Annotated in this window: 19 protein-coding genes; 8 read left to right on the top strand and 11 right to left on the bottom strand. The window is 73.6% G+C overall.

Annotated features, from left to right (window positions below):
- Positions 1-166 precede the first annotated feature (166 nt).
- Positions 167-1,315: a glycosyltransferase gene (locus ICC28_RS27050; RefSeq protein ID WP_188291316.1), complete on the top strand. Its 1,149-nt coding sequence runs from the start codon at positions 167-169 to the stop codon at positions 1,313-1,315.
- Between the two features lie 81 nt (positions 1,316-1,396).
- Here the strand turns inward: ICC28_RS27050 and ICC28_RS27055 are convergent, their stop codons facing one another.
- Complete coding sequence (locus ICC28_RS27055) at positions 1,397-2,977, bottom strand: MFS transporter (RefSeq protein ID WP_188291317.1); 1,581 nt, start codon at positions 2,975-2,977, stop codon at positions 1,397-1,399.
- A 247-nt stretch (positions 2,978-3,224) separates the two neighbouring features.
- Between ICC28_RS27055 and ICC28_RS27060 the strand changes: the two genes are divergently transcribed.
- The 3 genes from ICC28_RS27060 to ICC28_RS41330 all read left to right on the top strand — a co-directional run bounded on the left by ICC28_RS27060 (position 3,225) and on the right by ICC28_RS41330 (position 6,285).
- Positions 3,225-3,839 carry a PadR family transcriptional regulator gene (locus ICC28_RS27060; protein WP_188291318.1) on the top strand — a complete coding sequence of 205 codons (615 nt, stop codon included), beginning with the start codon at positions 3,225-3,227 and terminating at the stop codon, positions 3,837-3,839.
- A gap of 116 nt (positions 3,840-3,955) precedes the next feature.
- The gene (locus ICC28_RS27065; RefSeq protein ID WP_188291319.1) at positions 3,956-5,119 is read left to right on the top strand and encodes a nucleotide disphospho-sugar-binding domain-containing protein; all 1,164 of its coding nucleotides are present in this window, start codon (positions 3,956-3,958) and stop codon (positions 5,117-5,119) included.
- 5 nt (positions 5,120-5,124) lie between these two features.
- Positions 5,125-6,285 carry a nucleotide disphospho-sugar-binding domain-containing protein gene (locus ICC28_RS41330; RefSeq protein ID WP_188291320.1) on the top strand — a complete coding sequence of 387 codons (1,161 nt, stop codon included), beginning with the start codon at positions 5,125-5,127 and terminating at the stop codon, positions 6,283-6,285.
- A gap of 80 nt (positions 6,286-6,365) precedes the next feature.
- On the opposite strand, the gene ICC28_RS27075 is transcribed toward ICC28_RS41330, so the two are convergent.
- Together ICC28_RS27075 and ICC28_RS27080 are read right to left on the bottom strand one after the other, a co-directional pair.
- Positions 6,366-9,668, bottom strand: coding sequence for a BTAD domain-containing putative transcriptional regulator (locus ICC28_RS27075; protein WP_188291321.1), 3,303 nt, complete (start codon positions 9,666-9,668; stop codon positions 6,366-6,368).
- Positions 9,669-9,751: 83 nt separating this feature from the next.
- On the bottom strand, positions 9,752-10,357 hold the full coding sequence (locus ICC28_RS27080) for a dTDP-4-dehydrorhamnose 3,5-epimerase family protein (protein ID WP_188291322.1): 606 nt from the start codon (positions 10,355-10,357) through the stop codon (positions 9,752-9,754).
- Between the two features lie 184 nt (positions 10,358-10,541).
- Between ICC28_RS27080 and ICC28_RS27085 the strand changes: the two genes are divergently transcribed.
- Entirely contained in the window at positions 10,542-11,522 is a 981-nt protein-coding gene (locus ICC28_RS27085; protein WP_188291323.1) for an NAD-dependent epimerase/dehydratase family protein, read from the top strand.
- Between the two features lie 63 nt (positions 11,523-11,585).
- The gene (locus tag ICC28_RS27090) at positions 11,586-12,806 is read left to right on the top strand and encodes a nucleotide disphospho-sugar-binding domain-containing protein (RefSeq protein ID WP_188291324.1); all 1,221 of its coding nucleotides are present in this window, start codon (positions 11,586-11,588) and stop codon (positions 12,804-12,806) included.
- A gap of 68 nt (positions 12,807-12,874) precedes the next feature.
- On the opposite strand, the gene ICC28_RS27095 is transcribed toward ICC28_RS27090, so the two are convergent.
- From ICC28_RS27095 to ICC28_RS27105, 3 genes are read right to left on the bottom strand one after another with little or no spacing between them, the layout of a single operon-like run.
- On the bottom strand, positions 12,875-13,954 hold the full coding sequence (locus ICC28_RS27095; RefSeq protein ID WP_188291325.1) for a methyltransferase: 1,080 nt from the start codon (positions 13,952-13,954) through the stop codon (positions 12,875-12,877).
- Positions 13,947-15,101: an acyl-CoA dehydrogenase family protein gene (locus tag ICC28_RS27100; protein ID WP_188291326.1), complete on the bottom strand. Its 1,155-nt coding sequence runs from the start codon at positions 15,099-15,101 to the stop codon at positions 13,947-13,949. The genes ICC28_RS27095 and ICC28_RS27100 overlap by 8 nt, the downstream gene beginning before the upstream one ends.
- On the bottom strand, positions 15,098-16,375 hold the full coding sequence (locus ICC28_RS27105) for a nucleotide disphospho-sugar-binding domain-containing protein (RefSeq protein WP_188291327.1): 1,278 nt from the start codon (positions 16,373-16,375) through the stop codon (positions 15,098-15,100). The genes ICC28_RS27100 and ICC28_RS27105 overlap by 4 nt, the downstream gene beginning before the upstream one ends.
- A gap of 186 nt (positions 16,376-16,561) precedes the next feature.
- On the opposite strand from ICC28_RS27105, the gene ICC28_RS27110 reads away from it, so the two are divergent.
- Positions 16,562-17,323 (top strand): SDR family NAD(P)-dependent oxidoreductase, encoded by a 762-nt coding sequence (locus tag ICC28_RS27110; RefSeq protein ID WP_188291328.1) that lies wholly within the window; start codon positions 16,562-16,564, stop codon positions 17,321-17,323.
- A 27-nt stretch (positions 17,324-17,350) separates the two neighbouring features.
- Here the strand turns inward: ICC28_RS27110 and ICC28_RS27115 are convergent, their stop codons facing one another.
- A complete protein-coding gene (locus tag ICC28_RS27115) occupies positions 17,351-18,385 on the bottom strand; it encodes a ketoacyl-ACP synthase III family protein (RefSeq protein WP_188291329.1) in 1,035 nt (344 codons plus the stop codon).
- Between the two features lie 218 nt (positions 18,386-18,603).
- On the opposite strand from ICC28_RS27115, the gene rfbH reads away from it, so the two are divergent.
- Entirely contained in the window at positions 18,604-19,911 is a 1,308-nt protein-coding gene (gene rfbH / locus ICC28_RS27120) for a lipopolysaccharide biosynthesis protein RfbH (protein WP_188291330.1), read from the top strand.
- Positions 19,912-19,972: 61 nt separating this feature from the next.
- Here the strand turns inward: rfbH and asnB are convergent, their stop codons facing one another.
- From asnB to ICC28_RS27140, 4 genes are read right to left on the bottom strand one after another with little or no spacing between them, the layout of a single operon-like run.
- On the bottom strand, positions 19,973-21,832 hold the full coding sequence (gene asnB / locus ICC28_RS27125) for an asparagine synthase (glutamine-hydrolyzing) (RefSeq protein ID WP_188291331.1): 1,860 nt from the start codon (positions 21,830-21,832) through the stop codon (positions 19,973-19,975).
- A gap of 50 nt (positions 21,833-21,882) precedes the next feature.
- Positions 21,883-22,140 carry an acyl carrier protein gene (locus ICC28_RS27130; RefSeq protein WP_188291332.1) on the bottom strand — a complete coding sequence of 86 codons (258 nt, stop codon included), beginning with the start codon at positions 22,138-22,140 and terminating at the stop codon, positions 21,883-21,885.
- Between the two features lie 47 nt (positions 22,141-22,187).
- Positions 22,188-23,399 (bottom strand): ketosynthase chain-length factor, encoded by a 1,212-nt coding sequence (locus ICC28_RS27135; RefSeq protein WP_188291333.1) that lies wholly within the window; start codon positions 23,397-23,399, stop codon positions 22,188-22,190.
- The gene (locus tag ICC28_RS27140) at positions 23,396-24,679 is read right to left on the bottom strand and encodes a beta-ketoacyl-[acyl-carrier-protein] synthase family protein (protein ID WP_188291334.1); all 1,284 of its coding nucleotides are present in this window, start codon (positions 24,677-24,679) and stop codon (positions 23,396-23,398) included. The genes ICC28_RS27135 and ICC28_RS27140 overlap by 4 nt, the downstream gene beginning before the upstream one ends.
- Positions 24,680-24,832 lie beyond the last annotated feature (153 nt).

Raw genomic sequence — 24,832 nt, forward strand, 5'->3', positions numbered from 1 at the left:
CCGCGGGTTCGCGCGGATTTGGTGGGGGCGTCGAGCTGGGGCGGTGCGCCGGGCCGAGCGGGGGCCGGGGCCCGCGACCAGGCCTTCGAGCCGTCGTCGAAAGGTGCCTGCGATGGTTCCGGCGCCCTGCACCCGACCACGGGGGAACATCGTGCGCGTCCTCGTCATGACCAGTCCAGTGCCCACCCATCTCACGCCGATGGTGCCCCTCGCCTGGGCGCTGCGCGCCGCCGGGCACGAGGTGCTCGTGCTCTGCCAGCCGGACGTGGCGGCCACGGCCCGGGGGGCGGGGCTGAACCTCACCGTGGTGGGGGACATGTACGACGACATCGGCAGGCGGCGGGCGGGCGCCGCGGAGAAGCGCCGCGCACCCCGGGCGGAGGCGGAGGAGCGGGGGAAGCCCGCGGCCGGTGGGGGCGCACCGCCCTGGCAGATGTTCGCCGCGCGGTGGCGGGAACGGATGGACCAGGTGCTCGCCCCCGCCCTGGCGGCGGCACGCGCGTGGCGGCCCGATCTGATCGTGGCGGACCCGCTGGAGTTCGCGGCGCCGCTGGTCGCCGGTGAGCTGGGGGTCCCGTTCGTGTACCACCGCTGGGGCGTGGACGCGCACGGCGACGAGCGCTGGCGGCGGGCCCGGGAGGCGCTCGCGCCGCTGACCGTGGCGGGGATGCCGGACCCCGCGCTGGTCCTGGACCCGTGCCCGCCGGGGCTTCAGGCACCCGAGGTGAGCACGGGCGCCGGGATCCGGTTCGTGCCGTACAACGGCAGCGGGAGCAGGCCGGTGCCGCGCGGGCGGTACGCGGGTGCCGTCTGCGTCTCCTTTGGCACGCGGGCGCTCGCGCTGGGCGGGGCGGAGCTGCTGCGCCGCACGCTGCGCGCTCTGACCGGGCCGGACGCGCCGGGGCTGGTGGTCGTCGCGGCGCCCGCCGGTGTCCGGGATGGGCTGGGCGGGGCGGCGGACGGTGTGGTGTTCCTTGAGGATGTGCCGCTGACGCTCTTTCTCGACCGGTGCGTGCTGGTGGTGCACCACGGCGGGGCGGGCACGGCGCTGACGTCGACGGCGTTCGGGCTGCCGCAAGTGGTGCTGCCGCAGGCGCCGTATCTCGTCGAGCACGGGGAGCGTCTGGCGGCGACCGGAGCGGGGGCCCTTCTGAGGGAGGGCGAACAGGAGGAGCACCACATCCGCACCGCCGCGACCACTCTCCTGGACACCCCCGAAGCCACCCGAGCGGCCCGCGAGTTGGCCGCGGCCTCCGCCGCCCAGCCCGCCCCCTCGGCGTGGGTGGCTCTCCTGGAGCAGATCGCAACGCGGTGAGCGCCCCGGAACAAGAGAAGCGCGGGGCGGCAGCGCTCGGGGGAAGCGCGTACCGCCCCGCGGTCAGGGGGAAGGGCGAGGTCAGCCCTTGGAAGAAGGAGCGCTCTCTTCGGCGCCCGCCTCCGTCCAGCTCTTCTTCGCGTCGTGCATCGTCTCCTTCACGAAGAGGGAGAGCACCACGGCGACGACCGACACCGCGGCGGCGGTGAGGTACATGACGTGGTTCGCCGAGACGAACGCATCGACGACGGTGTCCCGCACGGACGCCGGCAACTCCTGCACCGAGCCGAGGTTCGACACGCTCCCGCCGAGCCGGTCCGAGAACTCACCGGGCAGCTTGTCGTTGAAGGAGGCGTTGAGCAGCACACCGAGGAGGGCGGTGCCGAGTGCCTGCCCCATCCGTCCGAGGAACCGTACCGACGTCGTGGCGACGCCCAGTTCATGGGCTTCCACGGCGTTCTGCACGGCGAGGATCGACACCTGCATCAGACCGCCGAGCCCGGAGCCGAGCAGGAACAGGTCGACCGCGATGACCCACGGAGAGGTGTGCGCACCCAGCAGCCCCAGCAGCGCGAGCGCCGCGGTGCACAGGAGGTTGCCGATCACGAGGACCATGCGGTAGCGGCCGGAACGGGCGATCCACAGGCCCCCGGAGGTGGAGAAGAGCACGAGCCCGATCGCCAGCGGCACGGTGAACACCGCCGAACTGGTCGGCGTCTGCGACCGCGCGATCTGCATGTACGTCGCCAGATAGACCGGCGCGGACATCACCGCGAGACCAGTGACGATCTGCAGCGCCGTCACCGTACGGTAGACGGGGTTGCGGAACAGCGCCAGCGGCAGGATCGGCGCGGGCACCCGCCGCTCCCACAGGATGAAGGCCACGGACACCAGAACGGCTCCGACCCCCATCACGAGGATCAGCGGCGACGTCCAGGAGTACTTGGTGCCGCCCCAGTCGGCGACCAGCAGCAGTCCGCTCGCCGCGGCGGCGATCAGCACCGCGCCGACCACGTCGACGGGCTCCTTGCGCCGCGTGCCCGCGGGCAGGTGCAGCGCGTACACCATGACTGCGACGGCCGCGATGCCCAGCGGCAGGTTGATGAAGAACAGCCAGCGCCAGCCGAGGTGTTCGCTGACGACACCGCCGAGCAGCGGCCCCGCGACGCTGCCTCCGCCGATGATGGCGCCGCCGATACCCGAGCGCCGGGCTCGGTCCTTGGGGGGCGAGATCATGGCGACGATGACGAGTGTGACGCCGACGAGGCCGCCCGCGCCGAGGCCCTGGATCGCGCGGAACAGGATGAGCTGCTCCATGTCCTGGGCGGCGCCGCACAGCATCGAGCCGACCAGGAAAAGGCCGGTGGCGAAGAGGAACACCTTCTTCGGCCCGAAGACGTCGCTGAGCTTGCCGTACAGCGGCTGCGTGGCGGTGGACGCCAGCAGGTAGACGGTGAATAGCCAGGGCAGCAGGTCCAGGCCGTGCGCCGGGTCGAGGTCCCGGGCCATCGTCCACGCCGAGCTGCCGACGATGGTCTGGTCGAGGCTGGCCAGCAGCAGGACGCCGAGGGCGCCGGCCGAGATCAGCTTGATCATGGTCGGCGACATCGCCTTCGCGGCCCCGGGCGTGGGTGACGCCTTGGTGGCGGTCGGTCCTGTCATCTCCGCGTGGCTCCTTCGTCGGGTGGGCGAGGCGGCGGGGCCTCGCTGGTCCGGTTGTCACCGTGGTGGGTGGGGCTGAGCCGGACCTGTCAGGAACCTGAGCCGGGACTGAGCCGGGGCCGAGCCGTGCTGCCGGCTTCGTGCGCTCCCGGACACAGGCAGTTGTTCTATAGAAGTTCTAGAGGTACGGTTCTTTTCGTTGAGCTTCTTCTGTAGAACTTCTGTAGATGAGAGCAGGTGGTCCGTGATGAACGACACCGAGATCCCGCCGACCGTAGAGCCCGCTGATGTCCGTGCCGTGCCGCCCGTTGCCCCGCGCGCGGAGTCGGCACTGCCGCCGGAGCCTGCAGGGGCCGCCGCCTCCATGGCGCTGCGGCCCGCCGGGCCGTCCGCCGGGGTGACCGCGCTGCGCGTCCACAAGCCGGGCCGCGGTGACATCCGCACGGCCGCGCTGACGCTGCTCGCAGAGGAGGAGCAGCTCAACGGCAACCAGGTCGTCCAGCGCATCGCCGAACGCAGCCAGGGCGCCTGGCGGCCCAGCCCGGGCGCGGTCTACCCGGCCCTGGAACAGCTGGAGAAGGACGGGCTGATCGAGCCGTTGGAGGGGGGCAGGCGCCGCGGGTTCCGCCTGACCGAGGCGGGGCGCATCCATGTGGCGGAGAACCGGGTGCACGCCGAAGCGGTCTGGCGCGGCGTGGCGTTCGCCGGGGACGCGCGGATACAGGGGATCGACACCCTGTGTGAGCACGTGGTGACCGCGGTCCGGCACGCCCTGTACGAAGCCGACGACGACCGCTACGCGGAGGTCCGAGGGATTCTCGTGGACGCCCGGCGCTCCCTGTACCGCCTGCTGGCGGAGTAGCCCCGCGCGTACGGACGGAGGCGGAGCCTCCACCCAGCCCCGAACGAGGCTGGACGCGCCTGCTGACGATGGACGGCGCACGTCGTCCATCGTCAGCCGGTGAGGGAGAAACCTCCATGCGCGTCCTGCTCATGAGCACCCCCGTGTCCACACATTTCGCCCCCTCCATCCCCTTGGGGTGGGCGCTGCGCGCGGCGGGGCACGACGTGCTGGTCGCGGGGCAACCCGACATCGTGGGGACGGCGCACGGGGCGGGGCTGTGCACCGCCGTCGTAGGCGAGTGGTTCGACGCGCTCGAACCGCTCACCTCGGGGCTGCCCGAGGGCAAGCGGCCGATCGAGGTCGGGCACACCCGGGTCCGCGACGGCCACTGGGACGACGTCAACAAGATCTGGCTCATCCACTGCCGCTACATGGTTTCCCAGTACCTGGCGCTGGCCCGGGAGTGGAAGCCCGACCTGATCGTGGCCGACCCGCTGGAGTTCAGCGCGCTGCTCGTCGGCGGCGTCCTCGGCATCCCGGTCGTCAACCGGCGCTGGGGCGTGGACCCGGCGGGCTTCCCCGGTCAGGAGATGGCCGCCCGCACCATGGGCACCATGCTCGGCCGGCTCGGCCTCGACGGGCTGCCCCGGCCCGCGCTGGTCCTCGACCCCTGCCCGCCCAGCCTCCAGGTCCCCGAGGCCCCGGCCGGCCAGGGCATGCGGTACGTGCCGTTCAACGGGTCCGGCTCGCTGCCGGACTGGGCCGGGGACAAGCCCTTCGGGCGGCGCCGGGTGTGCGTGACCTTCGGACGGCTGACGGCGGCGCTGAACGGGCTGCCGCTGGTGCGAACCGTCGCGGAGGCCGGGGGTGCGCTCGACGACGTGGAGCTGGTGCTGACGCTGGAGCGCGAGTTCCAGGACGAACTGGGGCCCGTGCCCGACAACGTACGGGTCGTCGACCCGGCCCCGCTCAACCTCTTCCTTGGCACCTGCGACGCGGTCGTGCACCACGGCGGCGCCGGATCCACGCTCACCGCCTCGGCGTTCGGGCTGCCGCAGCTCGTACTCCCCGGCATCACCGACACGTTCGTCGTCGCCGACCGCGTCGTCGGCATCGGCGTGGGCCGCGCCCTCGACGAGGCCGAGACGCAGAACGACCCGGAGCAGGTACGGGCCGCGCTGCGCGCGCTGCTCGACGACCCCGGCCACGTCACCGCCGCTGCCAAGCTGCGCGACGAGATGGCCGCGATGCCGACGCCCGCGCAGTTGGTGCCGGCGCTCGAAGAGCTGGCGGGCTGAGCGCCGTGCGGGTGCTCCTCGCCTCGGTCTCCGTACCGAGCCATCTGCTGCCCATGGTGCCGCTGGCCGACGCGCTGCGCGCCGCCGGCCACGACGTCCTGCTCGCCTGCCAGCCCGACCTCGTCCCGCATGCCGAGTCCGCCGGACTGCTCACCGCCGTCGTCGGCAGCGAGCAGCTTGAGGCCGAGCGGCGCCGCAAGATGACGCAGATCGCCAAGGAGCAGGCCGCCGTGCCCGGCGGGGTCTGGCAGCCCACTTGGGAACAGCTCGCCGCGCGCTGGCGGCAGCGCGTCGACGGCGTCATCGACGACCAGGTGGCGGTGGGACGCCGGTGGCGGCCCGACCTGATCGTCGCCGACCCGCTGGAGTTCGGCGCGCGCGTCCTCGGCGGCGTGCTCGACGTGCCGGTGGTGGTGCACCGCTGGGGCCCCGAGACCATGACCACCGAGGCCGCCGGACCCGCCCGCGAAGCCCTCGCGGACCTCTGCGCCCGCCTCGGCCTGCCCGACGGGCTCCCCGACCCCGCCGCGATCGTCGACCCGTGCCCGCCCGGGCTCCAGTTCCCGGAAGCCGCACCCGCCATGACGACCCGGCACGTGCCGTTCAACGGCACCGGGTCGGTGCCGCCCTGGGCCCGGCGGACTCCCGGCGCCCCCACCCGGATCTGTGTGTCCCTCGGCAGCATGCCCGCGCACCTCGGCGGACTCACCCTCCTGAAGACGCTCGCTGCGGCGGTGGTGGACCTCGACCGGGTCGAACTGCTCGTCCCGCTCGCCCCCGACCTGCGTGCGCAGGTCGGCTCTCTGCCATCGTCCGTCCGCCTGGTCGAACCGACGCCGCTGCACCTGTTCCTGGAAGGCTGCGCGGCCGTCGTCCACCACGGTGGCTCTGGCACGGCCCTCACCGCGCTCGCGCACGGGCTGCCGCAGGTCGTGCTGCCGCAGTTCAACCCGGCCCTCGCCCAGTGCGGCCGGCGCGTCGCCGATGTCGGCGCCGGGGTCAGCCTGACCGCCGACGACCAGCTCGATGCCGCGTGCATCGCCGAGGCGCTGCGCACCGTGCTCCACGACCCCGAACCGCGCGCGGGCGCCGAGCGGGTACGCACCGCCATGACCGTCCAGCCCACCCCGGCAGCCCTCGTCCCGGCCCTGGAGGCACTGGCCTGACGACGGTCGCACCGCCCCTGGACAGGCCCTGGGTCTGTCCAGGGGCGCGGGTGTGTCAGGTACGTCCGGGGGCGCGAACGTCAGGTACGTCCGGCCGTCTCCCGCAGCAACGCGATCGCCGCGTCGCGGCGGGTGGCGGCCCCCCGTGCGTACGCGGTGGCGTACTCCGCCCCGGACAGCTGCCGGCGCACGGCCGCGGACACGCGGTCGGCGTCCGGACGGGCCAGGCCGTCGTCCGCGCCGGGCAGCGCGCCCGCCGAACCCAGCAGCGCGGCGGCCCGCTCCGGGCGGCCCGCCGCCAGCTCCGTCTCCGCGAGCAGTTCCAGCAGACAGGCGAGGACGCCGGGGTCCGGCACCGGCGGCAGCGCCGCCACCGCCTCGGCGAACCGCTCCCGGGCGGCGGTCCCGCGCTCCGCTGCGGCCTCGACGAAGCCCAGCGACGCGAGGACCAGCGCGTGCACCCGGTCCCCGAACCGGCCCGGCGCCGCGAACTCGGCCAGGGCCTGCTCCAGCCACGGCCGCGCCTCCTCGGGCACCCCGGCCCGGCGGGCGACCTCGCCCGTCGCCCACAGCGCCAGCGCCCGCTGCTCACGCGCGCCCAGCTCGTCCGCCAAGTGCAGCGCGTCGGCCAGCTCGCTCCGGGCGCGCTCCAGGTCGCCCGCGCGGGCCCGCTCGGTGGCGAGCCGCACCATCAACAGGGCCTGGTCCTCCCGGTCGCCGAGCTCCGCGACCAGGTGCAGCGCCTCCTCCAGAGCGCCGACCGCCGCGCCCCGCTCGCCGCGCATGCCCGGTGTCTCCGCTGCGGCCACCAGCGCCTGCGCCGTGCCCCAGCGTTCGCCGATGCCGCGGAACAGCCCCGCCGCGACGCGGTAGTCGGCCGCCGCCCGCTCGGGCTCGCCCAGCGTCATCGCGATCCGCCCGCGGTGCAGCCGGGCCAGGCCCCGCACCCACGGGTCGGGGTCCTCGGACCGGCGGGCCAGCGACTCCAGGAGCGAGCCGTCGCCGCTGAGCATGCTCGCGATGGGTTCGAACAGCCCGAGCGCCGGATGCGAGAACGGGTGTCCGTCCCGCTCCATCCCGTCGATGAGGACGCGCGCCTCAGCCATGCGGGAGCGGAAGTCGTCGGGCGCCGGACCCGCGCCGTCCGGCTGCGGTACGGCGGTGACCAGGGCCAGGACCCGCGCGGCGGGCGGCACTTCGGCCTGCCCGAGGGCCAGGGCGCGCCCGGCCCACTGCGCCGCCTCCTGACGGCGCCCGCGCAGGAACCAGTACCAGCCCAGGGCCGCAACCAGCCGGGTCGCCAGGCAGCTCTCGCCCCGGTCCACGGCCCAGCTGAGCGCGGCCATCAGCTCGTCGTGCTCGGCGGTGAGCGCCCGCAGCCAGTCGAGCTGGTCCCCGCGGCGCAGTTGCGGCTCGGCGCGCTCGGCGAGGTCCAGGAAGAACTCCGCGTGCCGGTGCCTGACCCGCTCGCCGCGGCCGGTGGTGTCCAGCTTGGCGAGGGCGAAGGCGCGGACGGTCTCCAGCATCCGGTAGCGGGGCTCGCCTTCGGTGTCGGTGACGGTCAGGAACGACTTGTCGACGAGCCCCGTCAGCGCGTCGACGACGTCCTGCCCGAGCACCGTCGGGCGCCGCGCGCCCGGATCGTCTGCGGTCACCCGTTCCACCGTCCGCAGCACCGCTCCGCTGCGGAACACCGCGAACGCGGCGGCCAGTTCGCGCTCGGTGGCGGTCAGCAGCTCCCAGCTCCAGTCGACCACCGCGTGCAGCGTCTGCTGCCGCGGCAGCGCCGTCCGGCTGCCCGCGGTGAGCAGGGCGAACCGGTCGTCGAGCCGGTCGCGGACCTGCCGCGGCGACATCGAGCGCAGCCGGGTCGCCGCCAGTTCGAGGGCGAGCGGCAGCCCGTCCAGGGCGCGGCAGATGTCCAGGACCACGCCCACGTTGTCCTCGGCGACCCGGAATGAGGGGCGCGCGGCGGCGGCGCGCTCCGCGAAGAGCCGTACGGCCGGACTGCGTACGGCGAGCCCAACGGGGGTGCCCGGATCCGGCACCGGCATCGGCAGCACCGGCACGAGCTGCTCGCCGGTGATGCCGAGCGGCTCCCGGCTCGTGGTGAGCACCCGCACCTGCGGGCACTGCCCGAGCAGCGCGTCGACGAGCACGGCGACGGCGTCGACGACCTGCTCGCAGTTGTCCAGGACGAGCAGGGTCCGCTTGTCCCGTAGCGCCGCCACCAGCCGGTCGCGCGGACCCTGCGGGCTGGTGACGGCCGGGGTCATCAGCCCGCCCTCGCGCAGCCCGAGCGCGGTGACGACGGCCTGCGGCACGTCGGAGGGATCGGCGACGGCGGCCAGTTCGACCAGCCAGGCTCCGTCGGGCACAGCCTCCGCGAGCCGGGCCGCACATTCGGCCGCGAGCCGGGTCTTGCCCGCGCCGCCCGGACCGACCAGCGTGAGCAGCCGCCGGGTGCGCACCAGCCGCTCGATGTCGGCGACTTCCTGTTCCCGGCCGACGAAGGGGGTGAACTGGGCGCGGAGGTTGGTACGGGGGCGGGGCGAGGGGCGCTCCGGAGGCACCCGGGTCTCCGGGCTCTCGGTGCTCTCGGTGCTCTTCGGGGTTCTCGGGCCCCGCACGGCCGGGGCGGCCTCCCCGCGCAGTACGGCCAGGTGCGCACCGGCCAGTTCGGGGCCCGGGTCGACGCCGAGTTCGTCCGCGAGCAGGCGGCGGCTCTCCTCGTACGCGGCGAGGGCGTCGGCCTGCCGTCCTGCGGCGCTCAGCGCGCGCATGAGCTGAGCGCGCGGCCGCTCCCGCAGCGGGTGCGCGGCGACCAGCGCCTCCAGGTCGGGCACGAGCCCGGCTCCGTCGCCGCCGGACAGCTCGGCCTCGAAGCGGTCCTCCGTGACGGCGAGGCGCAGTTCCGCCAGCCGGTCGCGCTGGACGCGGACGAAACCGGTGTCGTCCAGGTCGGCCAGGGCGGGGCCGCGCCACAGGGCGAGCGCCGCGCGCAGCGCCGCCGCCGCCCGGACGTCGTCCGTGCCGAGCAGGGAGCGCCCGCGCGCCGCCAGCTCCTCGAACTCCCTGACGTCCAGGGCGTCCGGCGGCACCGCGAGGCGGTAGGCGCGCGGACGGGATTCGACCAGGCCCTCCGGCAGCGTCCGGCGCAGCCGGGACACCAGGACCTGAAGGGCGTTGACGGCACCGGCCGGGCGGTCGGCGTCGCTCCACAGCTCGCCGATGAGCAGTTCGCTCGGCACCGGACGGCCGTCCGCCAGGGCAAGCCGCACCAGCAGCCCGCGCAGTCTGCTGCCCGGCACCGCCACGGCCGCGCCCTCGCACGTCCGGACGTCCAACTCGCCCAGCATGCCGATCCGCACCCCACTTGCCACCGGACCATTGTGCAGGCGGACCGGCGGGATCCGTCCGGCCGTGCCGGGGCCGGAGACCGGGGCGGTCCGGAGCCGGGCCGACGTCATCCGGACCCGCGCAGGTTCGCCTCCAGGGCGAGGCACTCCTCGTACATCGGCAGCAGCCCCGCCGCGGCGGCCTCCGCCAGGCTCATCGCGGCGGCGTCCTTGTCCGACATCAGCGGAGCCTCCGTCAGGCCCCAGCCGATGTCCAGGTCCGGGTCCAGAGCGTTGATGTCGACCTGGCTGCCTGGGACGAACTCCGAGGAGCACAGGTAGCAGACGCAGGCGTCGTCGGTCAGCGCGAGGAAGCCGTGGCCGAGCCCTTCGGACAGGTACACCGCCGCCCCGGACTCGGCGTCCAGCCGCGTCATGTCCCACTGACCGAACGTGGGCGAGCCGATGCGCGTGTCCACCACGACGTCGAGGACCGCGCCCCGCACACACGTCACCACCTTCGCCTGGCCCGGTGGCGTCACCGTGCCGTGGATACCGCGCAGCGTGCCTCGCCGGGAACTGGAGAAGTTCACCTGCGCGACCGGAAAGGGCCGCCCCGTCTCCTCGGCTGCCCGGCTGTAGCGGTGCAGTTCGAAGAACGACCCGCGGCGGTCGGAGTGCTGTTGCGGTGTGATCCGCCAGGCGCGCGGCACCGCGAGTTCCCGAATGTCCATAGTGTGCGGACGGTAGGCCGCCCCATTCGATTCTCGATTGAGGCTCCGTGGCGGAACCTGCCACCAGGCACCGTGGACACAGCCTTGAACCCCACCCCGGACCATGCCGAGGCCGTCCCGCCGGCAGCCGCCGACCCGGTGGCACGACGGGGGCGGCACAGGTACCGGGTGCGCGGAGGTCCCCATGTTCGGCAACGCCACAGACCAGCAGGACACCCCCGAGGGCGGCCACGCCCGGGTGGTCGTCCTGGGCGGAACCGGTTTCGTCGGCAGACACGTATGCGCCGCGTTCCGGAACGAGCACAACGACGTGATCGCCGTGTCCCGGCACGCGTCGCCCGTCCCCCCGGGGACGCGTGCCCTCGCCCTCGACCTGTGCGCGACCCCTCCCGAGGAGCTGGGCCGCGCCCTCACCGGCGGCCGCCCCTCGGTGGTGGTGAACGCTGCGGGCGCCGTGTGGGCGGCGTCGGAGGCGCAGATGGCCGTCGCCAACGCGGAGTTGGTGCGGTGTCTGCTCGACGGTCTGCGCACGGCCGCCGCTCCCGTACGCCTCGTCCACCTGGGCTCGGTGAACGAGTACGCCCCCGCCCACGCGGGCCGGCCCGTCCACGAGTCCACGCCGACGCACCCCACCACGGCGTACGGGCAGACCAAACTGCGCGGCACCGACCTCGTCCTCGACGCGGCCCGGCGCGGCGACGTCGACGCCCTGGTGCTGCGGATGGCGAACATCGCCGGACCGGGCTCGCCCGCCGCTAGCCTGCTCGGCCAGGTCGCGCACCAACTGCGGCTCGCCGCCCGCGAGGGCCGCGCCGCTGAGATTCGGCTCACCCCCCTGCGCGCCGCCCGCGACTTCGTCGACGCCACCGACGCGGCGGCGGCCGTGCGCGCCGCCGCTCGCTCCGCGGTCCGCGCCCGGGTCGTGAACATCGGCAGCGGCCGGGCCGTCGCCGTGCGCTCCCTGGTGGAACTGCTGATCAAGGTGAGCGGGGTCCCCGCGGAGATCATGGAACAACCGCTCCCGGAGAGCGCCGCCGCGACCCCGCCCGAGTGCCTGGAGGTCGACATCCGGCTCGCCCGCGACCTCCTCGGCTGGACGCCGCGGCGGAGCCTGGAGGACGCGGTCGCCGATCTGTGGCAGGACCTGCCGGCGCCCCCGGCATGAGGGTGCGCCCGCGCCGGGGGCCGACGGTCGTCCCCCAGGCACATGGACATGGAAGAAGGGCACATGCGCGTACTGTTCGCGACCTGGACCGGGTCGTCCCACCTGCTGCCGATGGTGCCGCTCGCGTGGGCGGCGCGGGCCGCCGGGCACGACGTCAGGGTGGCCGCGCCGCCGTCCTGCACCGACGCGGTCGTCGGCGCCGGGCTGACCGCCGTGCCGGTGGGCCGGGACGTCTCGCGCGAAGAGCTGGCCCGGCGCACCGAGGGACTCGCCGCCTGGCTGGGGGAGAAGGAGCCGTGGCCGCGGGACTGGGCGCGCTCGCCCGAGGCGGCGGGTGGCGAGGTGGCGGCCGTCTACCGCGCGCTCGCCGAGAAGCAGTTCGTGGTCGCCGACGCCATGGTCGACGACCTGCTGGCGTTCGCCCGGCACTGGCGTCCGGACGTCATCGTGCACGACACCGTCTGCTACGCCGCCACCGTCGTCGGCGCGGTCCTCGGCGTTCCCGTCTTCAGCCACATGTTCGGCTCCCCGATGATCACCCGGAACGAGCTCCAGGACATGACGGGCGACCCGCTGCCGGGCTACGCCGCGCTGTTCGAGCGGTTCGGCGCCGAGCCGCCGCGCGGCCCGGCCGGCTGGATCGACCCCTGCCCGCCCGAACTCCGCTGGCCCGCCGGCGTGGAGCGCACCGACATCCGCTTCGTCCCCTGCAACGGCCGCGGCGCCGTCGAGCCCGCGTGGCTGCGCGAGCCGAAGCGACGCCCCCGGATCTGCCTCACCTGGGGCCTGACCGCGGCCCAGGTCCGCCCCGAGCGGATGCCGGAGGCGTTCGGACAGACCCTCAAGGCGCTGACCGCGCTGGACGTAGACGTGGTCCTCGCGGTCACCGCCGCGCACCGCGGGCTGCTCGGCTCGCTGCCGCCGCGGGTACGGGTCGCCGAGGGCATCCCCTTCTCGCTGCTGCTGCCCGGCTGCGACGCGCTGATCCACCACGGCGGCACCGGTACCGGCCTGACCGCGGTGGCCGCCGGGGTGCCGCAGCTCATGTTCCCGCTCGCGCCGGTCCTCGCCGCGTTCGCCGAGCGGGTCGACGCGGCGGGCGCGGGCATCATGCTCGACCCGAACGAGGCGGGTGACGCCCCGAGCGTCGAGGCCGCCCTGCGGACGCTCCTTGCCGAGCCCGTCCGGGCCCGCACGGCGGCGGTCCGCGCGGGGATGACCGCGCTGCCTGCCCCGGCCGACGTGCTGTCGCTGCTCCGCGCGGCGGCGGACGGCATGCGCTGATCGCCGGAGCCGGTACGACGAAGGGGGCGCCCCCGGCCGGAAAGGCCGGGGGCGCCCCCTTGGCGTGATCAGTCCTCGGGGACGCACTCCAGGACGGTCCAGTCGCCGGCCTCCGGCTCGTGTGTGAGGCGGAAGCCCGCTCCGGCGAGGAGACGGCGCCATTCGGTGAGATTGCGTTCCCGGCCGCCCATCACCACCATCATGTCCAGGTCGAGGAGCTTGGCCGGGTCCCAGGCGTTCATCGGCGCCACGACCTGTTCCAGGATCAGTAGCCGCGCTCCCGTCCCGCCGATGGCCTCCCGCACCCGGCGCAGGATCCGCGCGGCCCCGTCGTCGGGCCAGTCGTGCAGCACCGTCTTCAGGACGTAGGTGTCGCAGCCGGTGGGCAGCGCGTCGGTGAAGAAGTCGCCCCCGACCACCTCCGCCCGGTCGTCGACGCCGCGTTCTTCGAGGAGCTCCCCGGCGGCGGCGACCACTTGCGGCCGGTCGAAGAGCACGCCCCGCGCGTCCGGGTACCGCTCCAGGAGCGAGGCGAGGAAGTAGCCGCGCCCGCCGCCGACGTCGGCGATCCGCCGGGGGCCCCCGAAGTCGTGACGTTCGAGGTAGACCGCGCCGAGGCGGCGGCTGATGCCGGTCATTGCCGCGTCGAAGACCCGCGCGGCCTCGTCGTCGGCCTCCAGGTCCTGCCAGAACGACCGGCCGTGCACGTGGTCGAAGCCCGGGCGTCCCGTGCGGACGCTGTGGCCGAGGCCGGTGAACGCCCGGTTGAACTTCTCCGAGCCGTCGAGCAGCACCGCGTCGCGCACGTTGTCCGGCACGTCCCCGCGCAGCCCCTCGGCCAGCTCGGTCAGCGCGAACACCTCCGGCTCCACCTCGTGGAACAGCCCGACCAGGACGGCGAACCTGAGCACCCGGTAGAGCTGCGTCGCATCGCAGCCGACCGCTTCGGCGATCTCCCGCACCGGCCTGGGCCCGGCGGCGAGCACATCGGCCACGCCGAGGTCGGCCAGGGTGTGCACGACGGCGGTGAACCGCTGCCCGTTGGCGAGCAGCATCAGCTTCAGGCGCGGCGGCACCGGGCCCTCGGGGGTGATGAGGTCCAGCGGCACCGCTGCGGTGTCCGGGGCCCCGACGGTCGGGTCAGACATCGTTCTGTTCTCCGTTCCTGGCACTCTCGGCGTCCATGAGGTGGTCGGCGTAGACCACGGCGGCGGTTCCGAACTGGAGCACCGCGTGCCCCGCCGCGCAGTTGACGTCCCGCCAGGCCCGCTGCACCGATCCGCCGGTGTGCTGGGTGCGGGCGCCGCCCGTCCGGAAGAGGCGGTCGACGGCGGAGCCGAGCAGCTCGGCCGCGTAGGCGAAGTCCCTGGGCGCGCGGGCCAGTTCGAGCGACGTGGGGGAGCCGGTGTCGGCCGCCGCCGCGGCGCGCTCCAGGAGTAGCGCGGCGGCGTCGATCTCGGCGCCGGCGCGGGCGAGCGCCGTCTGCGCGGCCGGATTGGCGCGCGCGGACTTGCCCGTGATCTCCGTCTTGCCCGCGAGCCGCGCCGCTGAGTCGCGCAGCGCCGCACGGGCCGCGCCGAGCGCCGGGGCCACGAACGTCAGGCCGTTGACGGCCTTGAACGGCACCAGCCTCCGCTCCCCGTCGACGACCCCGGCCATCAGGTCGGCCTGCGCGCACGTCAGACGGGCTGGGACGGGCACGTCGTCCAGGACGACGGCGTGGCTGCCGGTGCCCGCCAGGCCGACGTTGTCCCAGGTGTCCAGGACGCGGTAGGCGGCGCGCGGCACCATGAAGAAGCGGTACTCGCGCTCCGGTGTGAACGCGCCGAGCAGCGTCCAGGCCGCGTCGTCGACGCCGCTCGCAAACGGCCAGGTGCCGCTCAGGCGGTAGCCGTCACCGTCCCGCACCACCTGCCCGGCGGGTGCGATCGACGCAGCGAACAACGCGTCGGCGCCCGGCTCCGCACCCCAGATCTCCGCCCTCCCTGCGGGCGGCAGGTGCGCGGCCATCCGGCCGAGGACGGCGTACACGGCCGCGTTCCAGGCCGTCGCCGCGCAGTTCTCGCCGATCTCGGCGACCGCGTGCAGCAGTACGGAGTACGAGCCGTCGGCGCCGCCGTGCGCGGTGGGCGCGAGGTGCCGGGCGAACCCGGCGTCCCGCAGCGCGTCGACGACCTCGGCGGGCAGGGCGCGCAGCGCCTCGGTCCGCTCGGCGAACCGGGCTGCTACGGCGCCGAGTTCGGCGGTGCGGGGTGCGTGCGGGGGCACGGTGTGGGCGGGGGCTGCGGTGCTCAACGGATGTCCTTCCGGTGCGGCCCGGCGGCGGGCGCGCCCGCGGGTCCGGACGCGGCGAGGGATTCGAGGTGGGGCACGAGGGCCGCCGGGGTGGGCTGGGCGAGCATGTTGTGGCGCAGTTCGCGGGCGGCGCGGGCGTACGCGGCGTCGTCGAGCAGCCCCACCAGGGCGTCGTGGATCCGCCGCGTACCGGACCGCGCTGTCCCGGCGGCCAGGTCGCCGCGTACGAGGTGGCGCCCGGCGCCGAGCGTCTCCAGGCGGTCGCCGGTCATCATCTGCTCGGGGCGCGGCGAGACGATCAGCTGGGGTGTGCCGGACCAGACGGATGTCATCGTCGTGCCGCCGCCGCCCTGGTGGACGACGGCCGAGCAGGACGGAAGGAGCAGGCTCAGCGGCAGGTTCTCTACGACGCGGGTCCCTGCCGGCAGTCCCTCCGGCGGGGCCTGCCCGGTGTCGGACAGGGCCAGGACGAGTTCTGCGTCGAGGCCGTGCACGGCGGCGAGGACCTGGTCGAAGACGTCCGGGGTCCCGCCCCCGATGCGCGCGCTGGTGATGCCCCAGGTGACGCAGACGCGGGGCCGGGAGGGCGGATCGAGCAGCCAGTCCGGGCCGGTGCCGGGGCCGTTGTAGGGGACGTAGCGGCAGGGCAGGCGGGGGTCGGGCGAGGGCAGCGACATGCGGGGCGGGCAGGGATCGATCCACACGTCCGGCTCGGGCTTGGGCGCCACGCCGAACCGCTTGAACAGCGCTGCGAAGTCCGGCGCGAGGTTCCCGGTCAGCGGGTCGCGGTGGTGCCTGGGCAGCACGATGTTGCCCCACAGCGTCGCCGCGGTCGGCACGTCGAGGACCGCGCCCGCAACCAGGCCGGCGAACGTCACCGCGTCGTGCACGACCAGGTCGGGCCGCCAGGCGCGGGCGAAGCCGATCAGGCCGTCCACCATCGCCGCGGCCATCGCGGTCTGCTTGTGCCCGAGCGCGGCGTACATCTCCTGCTGCGACGGGCTGAGCAGCTCCGGCCTGCCCTGCCAGTCGTTGGTCCAACGGGCCTGCCGGTGCCAGGACTTCAGGGCCGGAGCCGTCGACATGCCGACGAGATCCGCGTCGTCCGCGACCGTCACCGGGCTCAGCCCGGCCCGGCCCACGGCGTCGGCGAGCCCCGGGCCGACGGCGACCCGGACGTCGTGTCCGGCGGCCTGCAGGGCCCAGCCGAGGGGGACCATCGGATAGAGATGGGACGGCCATGCCCACGTGGTGAGCAGTACGCGCAAGATCATCACCTCGAACGGAGTCGGGAAAGGCCGGGGCGATGGTGTCGTCGGGGCTTCGACGGCGGGCCGAGCCGCCGTCGAGGGGCCTGCCCGCCCGCCCAACCGCGACTTCGAACCAGGTTCGAAACCGGGACGCCATGCTGCCTGCGGCCAGGTCGGCCGGACAGACAGGCGGAGATCAGGAGGGGTCGGATGGACTGGGGCGTACGGGACCGGACGGTGCTGGTGACCGGAGGCAGCAAGGGCATCGGGCTGGCCGTGGCCAGGGCGTTCGCCGCCGAGGGGGCGCGGGTCGCACTGACCTGGCGGACCGACGAGGAGGCCGCCGCACGCGCCGCCGATGAGCTGGGCGCCGCGGACGGCCGCGCCTGCCACGTGCGGTACGCGCTCGACGAGCCGGACTCGCCCCGGGCCGCCGTCGAGGAGGTGACCGCCAGCTGGGGCGGCGTCGACGTGCTGGTGGCCAACGCCCTGGTCCGGCCGCGCCGCCGCACCGCCGGTGAGCGGTTCGAGGACCTGTCGCCGGACGAGTGGGCGCCGCTGCTGGAGGGCAACATCTCCGGCACCGTCCGCACGGTGCAGGCGGTGCTGCCGGGCATGCGGGAGCGGGGCTGGGGGCGGGTGGTCTTCGTGTCCTCGCACGTGGCGGTCGACGGCAAGCCCCGCCAGGAGATCTACGGCGCGGCGAAGATGGCGCTGCACGGCCTGATGCGCAGCCTCGCCTGGGACGTGGGCCGGGGCGGCGTCTTGGTCAACGTGATCAGCCCCGGCCTCACCCTCACCGAGGGCGTCCGTACCGTTCTGCCCGCGGAAGTGCGCGACGAGGAGCGGCTGCTGACCCCGACGGGCCGTCTGAGCGAGCCGGCCGAGGTCGCCGCCGCCGCGCTGTTTCTGGGCTCCGGCGCCAACGGCAACATCTCGGGCCAGGTCCTGACGGTCGCGGGCGGACGGTGAGGCGACGGCCCGGCCGGGCCACCCGTCTCACACGGTGGTGGAGCCGAGGATCTCCACGACCGCTGCCGTGCACGTGTAGCCCGCTCCGCCGCCGAACAGCAGCACACGGTCGCCGGGTCCGACGGCCCCCGTTTCCGTCAGCTCGGCGAGCCCGGCGAACTGGTCACCCGCACCGAGGTGACCTGTCGTGCGGCCGAACGACCAGGAGGTGCGCTCGTCGGGCACCCCGAGCAGGTCGTGCAACTCGTGCCCGGTGCCGCGCCGGGAGACGGGGATGACGGCCCGAGCGATGTCCTCGACGGCCGTGTCCGAGTCCTCCAGGACGCGGTTCCGCGCCGCTACCAGCAGGTCGATGTAGCGGTGGGGGAGGTCCTCGTACGCCGCGGCGCGGGCGCCGTCGACGGTGCGCTGCCCCAGGTCGACCGTGGGTACGGGAATCTGCGGGTGGCGCCGGAACGGCTCGTCGCCGCGGCCGAGTATCTCCAGCGAGTTGTCGGCGGACGTCACCGTGGCGAGCACCCGGGCGAAGCCGCCGCGCGTGGAGAGGACCAGCGCGCTCGCCCCGTCGCCGTACATCGTCACGTCGACGGTGTTCCAGCGGTCGACGCGCGGCCCGGAGAACCGGTCGGCCGTCGTGATCAGGGCGGCGTGCCCCGACGCCGGGCCGGCGCCCAGGTAGGAGGCGGCCAGTTCCAGGCCGCCCATGCCGCCGTTGCAGCGCTGCGCGATGCTGAACGCGGGCACCTGACGGCCGACAGCCTCGTGGGCGACGTAACTCGCCTCCGGCCACATGTCGATGCCCTGGTACCAGAGCGAGGCGTGCAGGACCAGGGCCACGTCCGCGGGGTCGGTGCCGCCCCGGCTCAGCGCTTCGCGGGCCGCCCGCACCGCCATCCGCGGGGGCGCGTCCCGCTCGGCGTCGGACGCCACCGCGAGCGAGTCGATCCCGCGCAGCTTGCGCCGCTCGGGCTCCAAGAGGCCCACGGTGACGGCTTCGTCGGCCGACACGAGGGGCGGCAGCCAACTGGCCACGCCGGACACGTACAGGTTCTCCCAACGCAAGGAAGCCTCCGGGTTCAGGGTCGTGCAACGAGACGTCGGCCACCCTGGCAGCCGTCCTTGGAGCACGCGTCGAGCGGCGGCCCGCGGGCCGCGCGCTCCCTCCCGGCGCCGTGAACACCGCTGTGAACACCGCCGTCACCACCGCCTTCCATCGTGACTTGAAGCGATGTCGAAGCCCGTCGATGAGGGTGGCGGCCATCCTGACCTGGAGGTGGACGATGGCCGTCGAGGCCAAGCGGCTGATTCTTGAAGCGGTGGAGAAATACCACCTGGAAGCGTCCGGCGAGACGGAGTTCGTCCCCGGCGCCACACCGATCCTGCCGTCCGGCGCGGTCCTCACCGCCGAGGACCGGGTCGCGCTGACTGAAGCGGCCCTGGACATGCGGATCGCGGCGGGCGTCAGCTCCCGTACGTTCGAGCGCCGCTTCGCCAAGACGCTCGGCCTGCGCAAGGCCCACCTGACGAACTCCGGCTCGTCGGCGAATCTGCTGGCCCTGTCGTCGCTGACGTCGCCGCAGCTCGGCGACCGGCGGCTGTGCCCCGGCGACGAGGTGATCACGGTCGCCGCGGGCTTCCCGACCACTGTGAACCCCATCTACCAGAACGGCATGACGCCGGTCTACGTGGACGTCGAGCTGGGCACCTACAACGCGTCCGCCGAGAAGATCGCGGCGGCGATCGGCCCGAAGACCAAGGCCATCATGCTGGCCCACGCCCTCGGCAACCCGTACGAGGTGGACGAGATCGCCCGGCTCGCCGACGAGCACGGGTTGTTCCTGATCGAGGACAACTGCGACGCGGTGGGCTCCCTGTACCAGGGAAAGCTGACCGGCACCTTCGGCGACCTGGCCACCACCAGCTTCTACCCCGCGCACCACATCACGATGGGTGAGGGCGGCTGCGTCCTCACCGACAACCTGATTCTCGCGCGGATCGTCGAGTCCATGCGCGACTGGGGCCGTGACTGCTGGTGCGAGCCCGGCGAGGACGACACCTGCCGCAAGCGGTTCCTCTACCGGCTCGGTGACCTGCCGGAGCGCTACGACCACAAGTACACGTTCTCGCACGTCGGTTACAACCTGAAGGCCACCGACCTCCAGGCCGCGCTCGGCCTGAGCCAGCTGTCGCGGCTCGACGACTTCGGCGCCGCGCGCCGCCGCAACTGGCAGCGGCTGCGCGACGGCCTGGAGGGCGTCGGCGCCTATCTGCTGCCGACCGCCACGCCGGGCAGCGACCCGAGCTGGTTCGGCTTCGCGATCACGCTGACCGACGAGGCCGGATTCGACCGGTACGACCTGCTGCGCTTCCTCGGCGACCGCAACATTGGCACCCGGCTGCTGTTCGCGGGCAACCTCACCCGCCACCCCGGCTACCTGGACCGCGAGTACCGGGTGGTCGGCGACCTCACCAACAGCGACGTCATCCTGGAGCGGACGTTCTGGGTGGGCGTGTACCCCGGCCTGACGACCGAGATGATCGACTACGTGGCCCAGTCGCTCAGGGAGTTCGCCGCCGGCAAGCGCTGACGCCGCGCACACCGAAAGGCCCGCCCCCGGGAAGGGGCGGGCCTTTCGCGTACCACCGCCGTCAGATTTCCAGCGACACCCCGTACCGACGCAGCCACGCGTCGAGCCACAGTGCCATCTCGACGCTCCCGCGGTCGTACGGGCGACTCACCCCGCTCGCCTCCCGGTCCGCGGCGCGACGGGCCTTGCCGAGGTCGAGGAGCGGCCGCACCGGCGCGTCCGGATCGGCCAGCACACCGGCCAACTCCGTCCGCAGGGCCTGTGCGTAGCGCGGGTCCAGCGTCGCGGGGTACGGGGTCTTGGCGCGCTGGAGCACCGAGGACGGCAGCAGGTCGGCGGTCGCGGCCCGCAGCAGGCTCTTCTCCCGTCCGTCGAACGTCTTCATCGCCCACGGCACGTTGGACACGTACTCCACGAGCCGGTGGTCGCAGAACGGCACCCGGACCTCCAGGCCCACGGCCATGCTCATGCGGTCCTTGCGGTCCAGCAGGGTCTGCACGAAGCGGGTCAGGTTGAGATACGTGATCTCGCGCATCCGCCGCTCCCGGGCCTCCTCGCCGGGCAGTACGGGCACCTCGGCGAGGGCCTCGCGGTAGCGGGCGTCGCGGTAGCCGGGGATGTCCAGCTTCTCCCGGAGGCCCTGGTCGAGCAGGCCGAGCCCGCCGAAGTAGCGGGCCGATCCAGAGGTGAGCCAGGGGAAGGTGTCGGCGGCGACCGCGTTGGGGTTGCGGAACCACAGATAGCCGCCGAACAGCTCGTCGGCGGACTCGCCGGACAGGGCGACGGTGGAGCGCTGCCGTACCGCGCGGAACAGCAGGTACAGCGACGGCCACATGTCGCCCCAGAAGGCCGGCGGCAGGTCCGTGGCGCGCAGCACCGCGGCCCGCACCGCCGGGTCGGCCAGCTCCGCGCTGTCCAGCAGCACCTCGCTGTGGTCGGCGCCGACGTGCGCCGCCAGCTCCCGGGCGAACGGCGCGTCCGGCGACGCCCGTACCGCGTCGGGGGCGAATCCTTCCCCGGCGTCGGCGAAGTCGACCGCGAACGAGCGCACCGGCCCCTCGCCCCGTTCCTTCAGCCCCCGTGCGGCGAGCGCCGTCACCGCGGACGAGTCGAGGCCGCCGGACAGCAGAGAGCACAGCGGTACGTCGGAGACGAGCTGGCGGGACACGATGTCCTCAAGGAGCCCGCGCACCGTGCTGATCGTGGCCGTCAGGCTCTCGGTGTGCTCGCGCGCCTCCAACCGCCAATACCTGCGCGCCAGTACGCCCTGGCGGCGGATGCGCAGCACCTCGCCGGGACGCACCTCGTTGATGCCGGAGAACACGGCGTGCCCCGGCGTCTTCACCATGTCCAGGGCCTCGCACAGTCCCTCGCGGTCGACGGAACGCGGCACCGACGGGTGGGTGAACAGCGCCTTCAGCTCGGAGCCGAAGACGAGGCCGTGGGGGGTCCGGTGGTAGTAGAGCGGCTTGACGCCCATGCGGTCGCGTACCAAGACCAGTTCCTCGGTGCGCGCGTCCCACACGCCGAAGGCGTACATGCCGTTGAGCCGGTCGACGAACTGCTCGCCCCACTCCAGGTAGGCGTGCAGTACGACCTCGGTATCGCTGCGGGTGCGGAACACGTGGCCCGCAGCCTCAAGTTCGGCCCGCAGTTCGGTGAAGTTGTAGACCTCGCCGCAGAAGGTGAGCGCGGCCACGGTCGTGCCGCCCGCGGCGAACGTCATGGGCTGCGCGCCGCCCGCCCGGTCGATGATGGACAGGCGCCGGTGCCCGAGGACGCAGCGGCGCGCGGTGAACACGCCCTCGTCGTCCGGGCCCCGGCAGGCCAGAGTGTCCGTCATCGACCGCGCGGTGGCGGGAAGCGAGGGATCCGAGGAAAGTTCATGCTCGTAGTCGACCCACCCGACAATGCCACACATTCGCTATGACCCTGCCTTTCCGTATCCCGGCTGTTCCGCGCGTACGGATCTCAGGCGGCCTGCGCCGTCGCGCGGTTGATCTCGTCGAGCAGGGCGCGGGGCGTGCGGGTCGCGCTGATCGCCTCGTCGGACAGGGCGATCCCGAGGTCCCGCTCGACCCAGCGGACGGTGTTGAACAGCGCGAGCGAGTCGTAGCCGAGCGACTCGAAGTCGATGTCGAGGATGTCTCCCTCCAGGTTGATGTCCTCGTCCTCACCGGCGCTCTCGCGCAGGATGTCGACGAGTTCCTTGATGCCGAAGCTGGCCATTGCTGTGTCCTCTTTCCTGTTACGGGTGTGATGGGTGCTGTTCGTGCTCAGCGGCGTACGACCATCACGGAGTTGAAGCCGCCGTAGCCGCGGGCCACGACGAGGGCGTACGTCAGGGGCCGCTCCTGCGGCTGGTCGACGACGAGGTCGATCAGGTCCGGGAACGCGGGGGCGGTGACGTTCACCGTGGGCGGCACGACCTGGTCACGCAGCGCCAGCAGCGCCGTCGCCAGGTCGAGCGAGGCGCCCCCGGCGAGGAGGCGTCCCGTCATGGACTTGGGCGCGGTGACCGGCACGCCGCGCGGCCCGAACACCGCGGAGAGCGCCTCGGCCTCCTGGCGGTCGAGCTCGGGCACCCCGGAGGCGTCGGCGAAGACCACGTCGATGTCACCGGCACCGATCCGGGCCTGGTCGAGAGCCGCCTCGACGGCCCGGCGCAGCCCCGGCTCCCGCCCAGATCCGGGACGAGGGTCGAACGTCGACGCGTACCCTACGACGGACCCGTAACGCTGATGCGCCCCGCGGTGCTCAGCCGCCTGCGGGTCCTCCAGGACGAGGAGTGCGCCGCCCTCACCGGGCACGTGACCCGATGCGTCGGCGTCGAAGGGCAGATAGGCGCGCTCCGGGTCGGCGACGGTCGACACCCGACCGGAGCGGGACATGCACAGCCAGCCCCAGGGGCACAGCGCGCTGTCCACGCCACCCGCGAGCATGTGCGGGGTGCCCTGGTCGATGTGGCGGCGCGCCTTGGCGACCGCGTCGAGGCCGCCCGCCTGCTCGGTGACGACAGCCGAGCTGGCGCCGCGCAGGCCGTGCCGGATGGAGATCTGACCGGTGTTGACCGGGTAGAACCACGCGAACGCCTGGTAGGAGCTGACGTAGGCGCCGCCCTTGCTCCACAGCGCCTCCATCTCGCGTTGTCCGAACTCCATGCCGCCCGCCGACGCCGCCGTCACCACGCCCACCGAGAAGTCCGGAAGAGCCTTCGGGTCGAGGCCCGCGTCCGCGAGGGACCGCTCGGCCGCGATCAGTGCGAGACGGGTCATGTGGTCGGTCTGTGGGATCAGTCGGCTGGGCAGGTGCTCGGCGGGCTCGAACCCCTTGATCTCGCCGCCGATGCCGGAGGCGTAACCGTCCGTCTCGAACCGTGAGATCTCCCCGATGCCGCTGCTGCCCGTGAGGACGGATTTCCAGTAGGCGTCGACGCCGATGCCGTTGGGGGAGACCACGCCGATCCCTGTGACCACGGGTGCGCTCATGCCGCCGTCCTCTCCGGCGCGGTCAGCACGATCGCGCTCTGGAAGCCGCCGAATCCGCTGGCCACGCTCAGCACCGTGTCGCAGCGCCGCTCGCGCGCCGTGACCGGTACGTAGTCCAGGTCGCAGTCCGGGTCGGGCTCGTGCAGATTGGCCGTCGGCGGAATCACCGAGTGCTCGATAGCCAGGATGGACGCGGCCACCTCCAGGGAGCAGATCGCCCCCAGGGAGTGCCCGATCATCGACTTGATGGAGCTGATCGGCGTCGCGTACGCGTGTTCGCCGAGGCTGCGCTTGTACGCCATGGTCTCGTGCAGGTCGTTCTGTTTCGTGGACGAGCCGTGGGCGTTGATGTAGTCGAGGTCGCCGGGGTTGACCCGAGCCCGGTCGAGGGCCGTGGTGATGGCCTCGGCCAGCTCGCGGCCGTCGGCGCGCAGGCCCGTCATGCTGTACGCGTTCGCCCGGGTCGCGTGCCCGGAGATCTCCGCGTAGATGTGCGCGCCCCGGCGCCGCGCGTGCCCGTACTCCTCAAGTACCAGGATCGCCGTGCCCTCACCGAGAGCGAAGCCGTTGCGGGTGCGGTCGAAGGGCCGCGACGCGGTCCCGGGGTCGTCGTTGCGGGGGGTCGTCGCCCGGATGGCGTCGAAGCAGGCCACCGTGATCGGCGAGATCGCGGCGTCGGACGCGCCGCTGATCATCACGTCGGCGGTGCCGTCGGCGACGAGGTCGGCGGCGTGGCCGAGCACGTCGATGCCCGATGTGCACCCGGTCGAGACCACGCCCACGGGGCCCTGTGCGTCCGCCATCCACGCCAGCTCGGCGGCCATCGACGACGGCGCGAAGTAGTCGTACAGGTACGGCGACCCGTGCGCTTCGTCGACGTGCCACTTCTTGCCCTCGTCGCTGACGATGGCGTACTCGTGGTCCAGGCTCTGCGTCATCCCGCAGGCCGTGCCCACCATCACCCCGGTGAGGTACGGGTCCCTCGCACCGAGCACGCCGCTGTCTGCCAGCGCTTCCCGGGCCGCCACCACCGCGAACTGCGTCGTCCGGTCCCAGGCCCGGATCTCCCGCCGGCTCAGCCCCGAGGCCACCGGGTCGAAGTCGCACTCCGCCGCGACCCTGGAGCGAAAGGCGCTTGCGTCGAACTGGGAAATCGTCCGCGTGGCCGTTCGCCCCGCGGTGAGCAGCTCCCAGTACTGCTTGGTCCCGATTCCGCCGGGCGCCACCACACCTATACCGGTCACCACGACGCGCCGCCGGTCACCGTGTCTCGTTGGCACTGTCTCTCCCACCTCCGCGCTGGCCGCCCGCACATGTGCGGGCCACCGCGGAAGTTTCGAGCGACGGGTTCGAGCCGATATGGAGGCTCGGCCGAGGACCCAGGGGCTGATGGGGGGGAACGCAAAAGAACGCCCCGGACCGTATGTCGTCCG

It is taken from the genome of Streptomyces sp. TRM68416, from assembly GCF_014596915.1.
Classification (GTDB): Bacteria; Actinomycetota; Actinomycetes; order Streptomycetales; family Streptomycetaceae; genus Streptomyces.

Excerpts from the sequence above, each read along its gene's own strand:
- ICC28_RS27050 (WP_188291316.1), top strand. The coding sequence starts at position 167 with ATGACCAGTCCAGTGCCCACCCATCTCACGCCGATGGTGCCCCTCGCC.
- ICC28_RS27055 (WP_188291317.1), bottom strand. The coding sequence starts at position 2,977 with ATGACAGGACCGACCGCCACCAAGGCGTCACCCACGCCCGGGGCCGCG.
- ICC28_RS27060 (WP_188291318.1), top strand. The coding sequence starts at position 3,225 with ATGAACGACACCGAGATCCCGCCGACCGTAGAGCCCGCTGATGTCCGT.
- ICC28_RS27065 (WP_188291319.1), top strand. The coding sequence starts at position 3,956 with ATGCGCGTCCTGCTCATGAGCACCCCCGTGTCCACACATTTCGCCCCC.
- ICC28_RS27080 (WP_188291322.1), bottom strand. The coding sequence starts at position 10,357 with ATGGACATTCGGGAACTCGCGGTGCCGCGCGCCTGGCGGATCACACCG.
- ICC28_RS27085 (WP_188291323.1), top strand. The coding sequence starts at position 10,542 with ATGTTCGGCAACGCCACAGACCAGCAGGACACCCCCGAGGGCGGCCAC.
- ICC28_RS27090 (WP_188291324.1), top strand. The coding sequence starts at position 11,586 with ATGCGCGTACTGTTCGCGACCTGGACCGGGTCGTCCCACCTGCTGCCG.
- ICC28_RS27095 (WP_188291325.1), bottom strand. The coding sequence starts at position 13,954 with ATGTCTGACCCGACCGTCGGGGCCCCGGACACCGCAGCGGTGCCGCTG.
- ICC28_RS27105 (WP_188291327.1), bottom strand. The coding sequence starts at position 16,375 with ATGATCTTGCGCGTACTGCTCACCACGTGGGCATGGCCGTCCCATCTC.
- ICC28_RS27110 (WP_188291328.1), top strand. The coding sequence starts at position 16,562 with ATGGACTGGGGCGTACGGGACCGGACGGTGCTGGTGACCGGAGGCAGC.
- rfbH (WP_188291330.1), top strand. The coding sequence starts at position 18,604 with ATGGCCGTCGAGGCCAAGCGGCTGATTCTTGAAGCGGTGGAGAAATAC.
- asnB (WP_188291331.1), bottom strand. The coding sequence starts at position 21,832 with ATGTGTGGCATTGTCGGGTGGGTCGACTACGAGCATGAACTTTCCTCG.
- ICC28_RS27130 (WP_188291332.1), bottom strand. The coding sequence starts at position 22,140 with ATGGCCAGCTTCGGCATCAAGGAACTCGTCGACATCCTGCGCGAGAGC.
- ICC28_RS27135 (WP_188291333.1), bottom strand. The coding sequence starts at position 23,399 with ATGAGCGCACCCGTGGTCACAGGGATCGGCGTGGTCTCCCCCAACGGC.